Annotated in this window: 7 protein-coding genes; 5 read left to right on the forward strand and 2 right to left on the reverse strand. The window is 58.7% G+C overall.

Annotated elements, in window-relative coordinates:
- The coding region (locus VGU61_RS05940) for a methyl-accepting chemotaxis protein (protein ID WP_326858185.1) at positions 1-951 on the forward strand (951 nt) is incomplete at its 5' end.
- A 72-nt stretch (positions 952-1,023) separates the two neighbouring features.
- Here VGU61_RS05940 and VGU61_RS05945 read toward each other — a convergent pair.
- Complete coding sequence (locus VGU61_RS05945) at positions 1,024-1,569, reverse strand: 5-formyltetrahydrofolate cyclo-ligase (RefSeq protein WP_326858186.1); 546 nt, start codon at positions 1,567-1,569, stop codon at positions 1,024-1,026.
- Positions 1,570-1,676: 107 nt separating this feature from the next.
- Here VGU61_RS05945 and VGU61_RS05950 point away from each other — a divergent pair, with 107 nt between their 5' ends.
- From VGU61_RS05950 to VGU61_RS05960, 3 genes are all read left to right on the forward strand, one after another.
- Positions 1,677-3,623: a lytic transglycosylase domain-containing protein gene (locus tag VGU61_RS05950; RefSeq protein WP_326858187.1), complete on the forward strand. Its 1,947-nt coding sequence runs from the start codon at positions 1,677-1,679 to the stop codon at positions 3,621-3,623.
- Between the two features lie 186 nt (positions 3,624-3,809).
- Positions 3,810-4,532, forward strand: a complete 723-nt coding sequence (locus VGU61_RS05955; protein WP_326858188.1) for a glutathione S-transferase family protein — start codon at positions 3,810-3,812, stop codon at positions 4,530-4,532.
- A 4-nt stretch (positions 4,533-4,536) separates the two neighbouring features.
- Positions 4,537-5,769 (forward strand): multifunctional CCA addition/repair protein, encoded by a 1,233-nt coding sequence (locus VGU61_RS05960; protein WP_326858189.1) that lies wholly within the window; start codon positions 4,537-4,539, stop codon positions 5,767-5,769.
- A gap of 3 nt (positions 5,770-5,772) precedes the next feature.
- On the opposite strand, the gene VGU61_RS22620 is transcribed toward VGU61_RS05960, so the two are convergent.
- A complete protein-coding gene (locus tag VGU61_RS22620) occupies positions 5,773-5,967 on the reverse strand; it encodes a hypothetical protein (protein WP_414691604.1) in 195 nt (64 codons plus the stop codon).
- Between the two features lie 506 nt (positions 5,968-6,473).
- On the opposite strand from VGU61_RS22620, the gene VGU61_RS05970 reads away from it, so the two are divergent.
- A complete protein-coding gene (locus VGU61_RS05970; protein WP_326858190.1) occupies positions 6,474-8,324 on the forward strand; it encodes a thiamine pyrophosphate-binding protein in 1,851 nt (616 codons plus the stop codon).
- The last annotated feature ends 117 nt before the right edge of the window (positions 8,325-8,441 follow it).

Raw genomic sequence — 8,441 nt, forward strand, 5'->3', positions numbered from 1 at the left:
GAATATGCGGTCAGGGGCGGCGAAGTGGTCGGGCAGGTCGTACAGACCATGGGTTCCATCAAGGACAGTTCCCGCAAGATCGTTGACATCATCAGCGTCATCGACGGTATCGCATTCCAGACCAATATCCTCGCGTTGAACGCCGCGGTGGAGGCGGCTCGCGCAGGTGAGCAGGGCAGGGGCTTCGCGGTGGTGGCGGCGGAAGTGCGTACCCTGGCGCAGCGCTCGGCAAGCGCGGCGAAGGAAATCAAGACGCTGATCGGTGATTCGGTGGAGAAAGTGGACGCCGGCAGCAAGCTGGTCGACGACGCGGGCAAGGCGATGGAGGAGATTGTTTCCTCGGTCAAGCGCGTCGCGTCGATCATCAAGGAAATCAGCGGAGCCAGCAGGGAACAAAGCGCCGGTATCGATTCGGTCAATAATGCGATTACCCAGATCGACGGTATGACGCAGCAGAACGCCAAGCTGGTGGAAGACGCCACCCGGACGGCGGTAAGCTTGAACGAGCAGGCCGTCGCATTGATGAAGGCGGTCGCCGGATTCAACCTGGGCGACAGGGAGTACGGCAATGCGGAGGAGGCGGCCGAGCTGGTCAAGCGAGGCGCCGAGTACTACAAGATGCATGGCAAGGATGCGCTGCTCGCGGAGATCAACAAGCTGGGCAAGGGGCAATTCGTCGACCGCGATCTTTATCTGATGGCATTCGGCCTCAATGATGCGGTATTCGTCGCCCATGGCAACAACCCGCGGACGCTTGGCGCGGGACCCGTCAGCAAGGATGTCGACGGCAAGTTCTTTGTGGTCGAAATGGCAAAGATCGCACGATCAACCGGTCATGGCTGGATGGAATACAAATGGGCGCACCCGGTGACGAACGAGATCAAGGTAAAGTCGTCGTATTTCCAACGGGTTGGCGATCTCGTCGTCGCATGCGGTATCTACAAGACCTGACGATGACGCATTGATGCGCGTTCGATAAAAAGCCGGCGCAAGCCGGCTTTTTCGTTCCTGCCGAACAGACTGTCATTCAGTGATGATGACGTCCATCGGCACGTCGTACGGCGCAGGCTGGATGTCCGCCTTCAGGCAGCGATACGCGATGCCGACGGTCATCGGTCTCGGCGTCCGGGCCAATGTCCGGTCGTAGTATCCTCCGCCATATCCCAGGCGGAATCCGGCTTCGCTGAAACCGACGCACGGTATCAGCAGGGCATCGGGCTGCACCTCGGCCGCCGTCGCGACGGGCCCCGGGATTCCCATCGCATCGACACTGAGCGGATCTCCCGGTTGCCATGCCACGAATAGCAATGGCGCGCCCTTGTCCTTGACCATCGGCAGTGCGAGCTGCACGCCGAGTGCGTGCAGCTTCACGTAGGCCGCGTGCAATTCGGGTTCCCCACGTATGGGTAAATACACACCAAGCTTGTTCGGCCGGCATGTATGCCACCATTCGATGATGCGATGGGCAATGGATTCATCCTGCCGCCGGCGAACTTCCATCGGAATCGATTGTCTAGCGGCAAGCAGCATCCGGCGCAAAGTGGTTTTGTCTACTGGTTTGTTAGTCATGATATGACGCAATGGTTGACGCGGGTCGGTGGCCTTGCATGCTATTCTAGAATTCTTTCATCCAGTAATTTCTGTATCTAAATTCAGTGTCTAAAGGCGTTAGATTGATGTCTCGATTGAACAGGTTTGCCATTGCGTTTGCGACAGTCGCCGTTGTACTGTCGGCGCCCGGTGCTCATGCGCAAAAGCGCGTAGTAAATTATGCCAACGACGATGCTGCATTCCTCGCATTGCGCGATGCGTCCCGAAGCGGCGATGCGGCCAAGGCCGAGGAACTCGCCAGCCGCCTTTCCGGTTATTCCATCCCATCCTATGTCGATTACTACCGCCTGAAGGCGCGTTTTCTTGCGACCCCGGAACAGGAAATCCGCGATTATCTTAATCGCTATGCCGGCACCGCCATCGCCGACCGCTTGCGCAACGACTGGCTGCTAGAGCTGGGTCGGTCACGGAATTGGGCGCTGTTTGATGAGCAATACCCGCAATTCGAGCTCAATGATGATATCCAGGTCAAATGCTATGCCTTGATGTCGCGGGCACTGCGTGGCAAGAGCGTTGCGGAAGAAGCACGCAGCGTCCTGGTATCGCCGGCCAATTACGGCGAAGCCTGTCCTGCATTGATTACCACCCTGGTGGGGAACGGCCAGTTCAGCGCCGGCGATGTCTGGGCACAGATCCGCATGGCCGCCGACAGTGGCTCCACATCCACCATCCGCCGCCTTGCCCCGCTTACCGATGCAAGCGAATCGGCGCTCATGCAGGCGATCGAGAAGCCGGCGGCAGTGGTTGCACGCGGTGCCGGCAGCGGCCGCGCTTCCCGCGAAACATTTCTCGTCGCCCTTGGCCGCGTAGCGAAGGCCAATCCTTCCCAGGCGGTCAGCGCGCTGCTGGAATCGGATGACAAGCTGAGCAAACCGGAACTGGCGATTGCGTGGTCCCAGATCGCGCTGCAGTCATCGCTCAAGCTGGCACCGGACGCCCCCGTCTATTGGCATCGGACCGCGGGTGCGCCGCTGTCGCCTGAAGGACACCACTGGAAAGTACGGGCGGCGTTGCGCGCGGGCGACTGGAAGCTGGTCAAGTCGGCGATCGAGGCGATGCCGACGAACGTGAAAAATGACCCTGCCTGGGTTTACTGGCTGGGCCGGGCTTACAAGGCTGAAGGCAAGCAGGAGGAAGCGACGGCGCAGTTCCTGACCATCGTCAGCCAAAGCAATTTCTACGGTCAGCTTGCGACGGAAGAGCTGGGGCAAAAAATCGTTGTGCCGCCGCGAGCCCAGCCGGTTACACCGGAAGAGATCGCCCCGATGGCGGAAAACCAGGGCTTCCGCGATGCCTTCAAGCTGATCGACCTGAATATGCGGTTTGAAGGTTACCGTGAATGGAACTGGCAATTGCGCCGGATGAACGAGCGCCAGCTTCTTGCCGCCGCCGAGTACGCACGGCAAAAGAATTCGCTTGACCGGATGGTCAATACGTCAGACCGGACCAAGGTCGAAGTGGATTTCACGCAGCGCTTCCCATCGCCGTTCCGCGATGTGATGCAGACCGCGACACAGAACCTCGGCCTCGATATGGCGTGGGTGTATGGCCTGATACGGCAGGAGTCGCGCTTCATTCTCAATGCGCGTTCGCATGTCGGTGCCTCGGGATTGATGCAACTGATGCCAGCGACGGCGAAATGGGTCGCACGCAAGATCGGCATGAACAACTTCTCGCAAAGCGAAGTGAATGACATCAATACCAACATCCTGCTCGGCACGAACTATCTGAACATGGTGCTGGGCGACCTCGATGGATCCCAGGCGATGGCGACGGCGGCCTATAACGCGGGTCCGGGCCGGCCTCGCGCATGGCGCTCGACATTGCCGAATACGGTGGAAGGTGCCATCTTCGCCGAGTCGATTCCCTTCAGCGAAACCCGCGACTATGTCAAGAAGGTGTTGTCCAACGCCACCTACTACGCCGCCTTGTTCGAGGGCAAGCCGCAATCCCTGAAGGCGCGGCTGGGCATGGTCGGGCCGAAGGAATTTGTGCCGAGCGAGTTGCCATAACGGCCACGGAAGCTTGTCCGGGGTGCTTTTCCGCCGATGCTGCTTGGTGGAAAGCAACCGGTCAACAAAGCCTTCGACAGCATTCTTTCGTATTGAATAAATAGCTGGCAAAGATGACTGTTTGGCAAAACACTGCAAAACCCTTATCCTCATGGTCCGGACAACCGAGCCATCCAGACAGCTGTTATGCAAACCACCGAACTTGACCCCACCTTGTCACGCACGCTTGATGCCGCTGAGAACGCCGGCCTCAAGCTCGTGATTGCCAATAAAAACTATTCATCCTGGTCGATGCGTCCCTGGGTCGCGATGACCGCATTCGGCATTCCCTTCGAAGAAGTTCGTCTCAGCCTGGGCCGCCCGGAGACTGCGGCGCACATTGCCCAATACTCATCCGCCGGCCGCGTCCCGATACTGGTCGCGGGGGAAATCAAGGTGTGGGACTCGCTCGCGATATGCGAATACGTTGCCGAACAATTCCGCGAAAAAGCCATGTGGCCGCTTGATGTGGCGGCAAGAGCGCACGCCCGTTCCATCTGCGCGGAAATGCATTCCGGATTTTCCGGCCTGCGGTCGGCGATGTGGATGAACATCCGGGCCCGCTTTCCCGGAAAGGGCCGCACGGCGGAAGCGCAGGGTGATATCGGACGCATCTGCGAAATCTGGGAAGACTGCCTGGCGCGCTCCGGTCCGCATAAATTCCTTTTCGGTGAATTTTCCATCGCCGACGCATATTTCGCTCCGGTCGTCATGCGTTTTCGCACCTACGATGTGGCGTTGGCGCCTGCCCTGCAAGCTTATGCGGACCGGGTGGCCGACCATCCCGCCGTGGCGCAGTGGATACGCGAGGCCCTCGCCGAAACCGAGCGTCTGGAAAAATACGAGAGCTATCCGGATCAAACTTCGTAGCAACATGAAAACCTATGTTGTCGGCGGCGCGGTAAGGGATGAACTGCTCGGCTTGCCGGTGCAGGATCATGATCACGTCGTGGTGGGAGCCACGCCCGAGAGCCTGGTCGCGCTGGGCTACACGCCGGTCGGCAAGGATTTTCCCGTCTTCCTGCATCCGGAAACTCACGAAGAGTATGCGCTTGCCCGTACCGAGCGTAAGACCGCTCCCGGTTACAAGGGCTTCGTCTTCCACGCCGCTTCCGACGTCACGCTCGAACAGGACCTGATCCGGCGTGACCTGACCATCAATGCCATCGCCAAGGCCGAGGACGGGACGCTGATCGATCCATTCCATGGCCGCCGCGACATCGAACAGCGCGTCTTCCGTCATGTGTCGCCCGCCTTTGCCGAGGACCCGGTGCGCATCCTGCGCGTGGCGCGATTCGCTGCGCGGTTTACCGAATTCACCGTCGCGCCCGAAACGACAGCCCTGATGCGCAACATGGTGGAGCAGGGGGAAGTTGATGCGCTGGTGCCGGAACGGGTGTGGCAGGAATTGTCGCGCGGTCTGATGGAAGCCAAACCATCGCGCATGTTCGAGGTGCTGCGCGATTGCGGCGCGCTGGCGCGCATATTGCCGGAACTTGATGCGCTTTGGGGTGTACCGCAACCGGAAAAACATCATCCTGAAATAGATACCGGTGTGCATGTCATGATGGTTATCGATTATGCGGCACAACAGCGGTGCAATCTCGCGATACGTTGCGCTGCGCTGATGCACGATCTCGGCAAGGGAACGACACCGGCATCCGAGTGGCCCCGTCATCACGGTCATGAAGGCCGCAGCGCCGCCTTGGTGGAGCAAGTGTGCCAGCGCCTCAAGATTCCAAACGACTGCCGCGATCTCGCGCGCATGACTGCCCGCGAACACGGCAACGTCGGACGCGCACTGGAATTGCGGGCCGACACGATCGTCAAATTATTCGAGCGCTGCGACGCTTTCCGCAAACCGCAGCGTTTCATCGAAATGCTGCAGGCGTCCGAATGCGATCATCGCGGACGCGCTGGTTTCATGGACCGACCATTTCCTCAAGCGCCTTATCTCCGTGGTGCGCTGGCGGCCGCCCAGGCAGTTAATGCAGGCGAGGTGGCAAAACATTGCAGCGACAAACCGCACAGTATTCCACAAGCTATCCACGCTGCACGCGTTGCGTCCGTGTCGGAATTCGTTGCCTCTTGCAGACACAGCAATTAAGACTCAAGCGCAGCGAATTGGCATGCCGGTAATACAATGCAGCGCCGAGACGTCGGCCAGGCGACTGCTGTTCAATGGACAGTAGTAAATCTTGCCAAGCGATTCGATAAACAGCATCAGTTCCTTCGTCGCGTACCACGTATCCATAAGTATGTTGCGGCACGCAAGCCCCGTGCGATGCGCCACATGGGGCAGCATTTTTTGCACCGGGCCCAGCCAGCGCGGTCCATCGATTGCCGGACTGTTTGAGTTCGCCTGACTGCCGTCGCCTGGAGCAAACCCTTTATCGCGTCAGGCATGGACTGCTTGGCGATTTTCTGCCACAGCGTAGAGTGCTTCCTCAATTGCCATGCGGCTTGCATGGCAGGCTGGTTACGCTTATCGCTTTGTGCCCAAGCCCTAATTATTTAGCAATTGCTATGCAGTTGTGCATGACCGTTACTTTATGCATCGGGAACATTACTAACAAAAATTACAACGGTGTTGTGGCGTTTCATGGTATTGCCAAGCATGTATGTCTTGCATTTTGTTAGCCATACGTTTCGGTAAAAAGCTGTAACAACACAAAAACCAGTCGTGCATCGACGGTGAATTACGGTAACATTGCCTGCGAGTAATCGCCGGCCTTCGGCTTAACATCACGATGGCTGTGTCCATGTCTGCGGCGCTTACAAAGCGCTGCGCAATGTCATAGCGAGAAACCCATGCCGACCAATACCGAGCTCGCACCGGACGACGATAGCCGGAACCATGCCGGTGACGTCATACAACTAAACACCATCAACGACAAGCCATTCGAAGTCGCCGATTTACTGATCGCTTATCTCGAACAGATCGGTGTCGAATACATTTTCGGCGTTCCGGGCGGCGCGATAGAACCGCTTTATAACGCGATTGCGAGAAGCAGTCGCAGGGGCCGTATTCGTCCGATGCTTGCCCGCCATGAATCCGGCGCGGCATTCATGGCCGATGGCTATGCGCGTGAAACCGGCAAGCTCGGTGTCTGCTGCGCGACCTCCGGCCCCGGCGCGACCAATATCATCACAGGCGTCGCGTGCGCTTACGACAACAGCATTCCGCTTCTGGTCATCACCGGCCAACCGGCGCTGCCGGCGTTCGGCAAACGGGCACTGCAGGAATCGTCCTGCACCGGTATCGACACGCTTGGCATGCTGAGCCATTGCACACATTACAACTCGCTCGTCTCGCATCCCGAACAACTCGAACAGAAAATCATCAACGCACTGATGCGCGCCACCCGCACGCCGCGTGGGCCGGTACATTTGTCCTTTCCCGTGGATGTTTTCAGGAGCCCGTCGAAAACGGCGGCATATGATTTGCGCGCACTATTGCAGCCGCCCGCCATGCAGGATGAAAACGCGACCGAATCGCTGGCCAGGCTGGTGCGTGATTCGGAGAATGTCGTCATCGTCATTGGCGGTTGGTGTGGCGAAGCGGCGGGTGTCATCCTTCAATTTGCCGAGATCGTCGGTGCCACCTTCGTTACCACGCCGGACGGCAAGGGCTTTATCAATCCTGCGCATCCGTTATATCGCGGCGTCTTCGGCTTTGCCGGACATACATCCGCCGAAGCGGCGTTGCGAGTTGAAGCCGTCGATCTCATTATTGCCATCGGCACAAGCATGGGCGAATGGACCAGCAGCGGCTGGAGCGAATCACTGCTCAATAAGAAGCTCGTGCATATCGACGAATCGGATGACCATCTTGCCCGCAGTCCCGTGGCAAGGCTGCATGTGAGAGGCCGCATCCTGTCGGTATTCGGCCGTCTCGCGGAACTCATGCGTGACATGCGCCGCCCTGCACATTTCCCCATCATGTCCTCATTGCAGGAGCCCAACCGCAACCTCGTTCTGGATGAAAGTGAAAAATGCGCCAGTGACGCCGTACCGATCAAACCCCAGCGGCTCATGCGGGAACTCGGACAACTGTTCCCGGAAAGCACCCGCTTTCTTGCGGATGCCGGCAACAGCATGGCTTGGGCGGTGCATTACCTTCAGCTTTGGGATCGCAGGAGAAGCGAGCGGCGCATCAGCGGCAAAGATCGTGAAGCGGCAATCGGACGGCGCAAGAGCGAAGGCGGATGGCTGCGTGTCACGGTGGATTTCGCGCCCATGGGATGGGCAATCGGCGGTGCGGTAGGCACCGCCGCCGCGAATCGCGACGTACCCGTAGTGTGCATCACCGGGGACGGCAGCATGCTGATGAATGGGCAGGAAATATCTTCGGCGGTGGCGGAAGAATTGACCGTCATCTTCGTCGTGCTGAATGACGCCGCGCTCGGGATGGTAAAGCACGGACAGCAACTCGCGCGCGCGGAGCGGATCGCGTTCAAGCTGCCGGCCACCGATTTCACTGCCATGGCGCGTGCGATGGGCGCGGATGCCTATACCATCCGCAGCCCTGACGATTTTGCAACGCTTGATATGGATGCGATCTGCATGCGCAAGGGACCGACGCTGATCGACGTGCATATCGATTCGGAGGAAGTGCCGCCAATGAGTCTGCGCATGCGAACGTTGGGAACCCTGGTCTAACTACATCAATAAACAAGGAAACATCAATGGAACGGCTGAATGGGAAAATCGTTTTGATCACCGGCGGTGTCAGCGGAATCGGTCTGGCGACCGCGCGGCTCTTCAAGGAACAGGGCG

Origin of the sequence: Noviherbaspirillum sp. (assembly GCF_035944575.1) — a bacterium.
Lineage (GTDB): Bacteria > Pseudomonadota > Gammaproteobacteria > Burkholderiales > Burkholderiaceae_D > Noviherbaspirillum.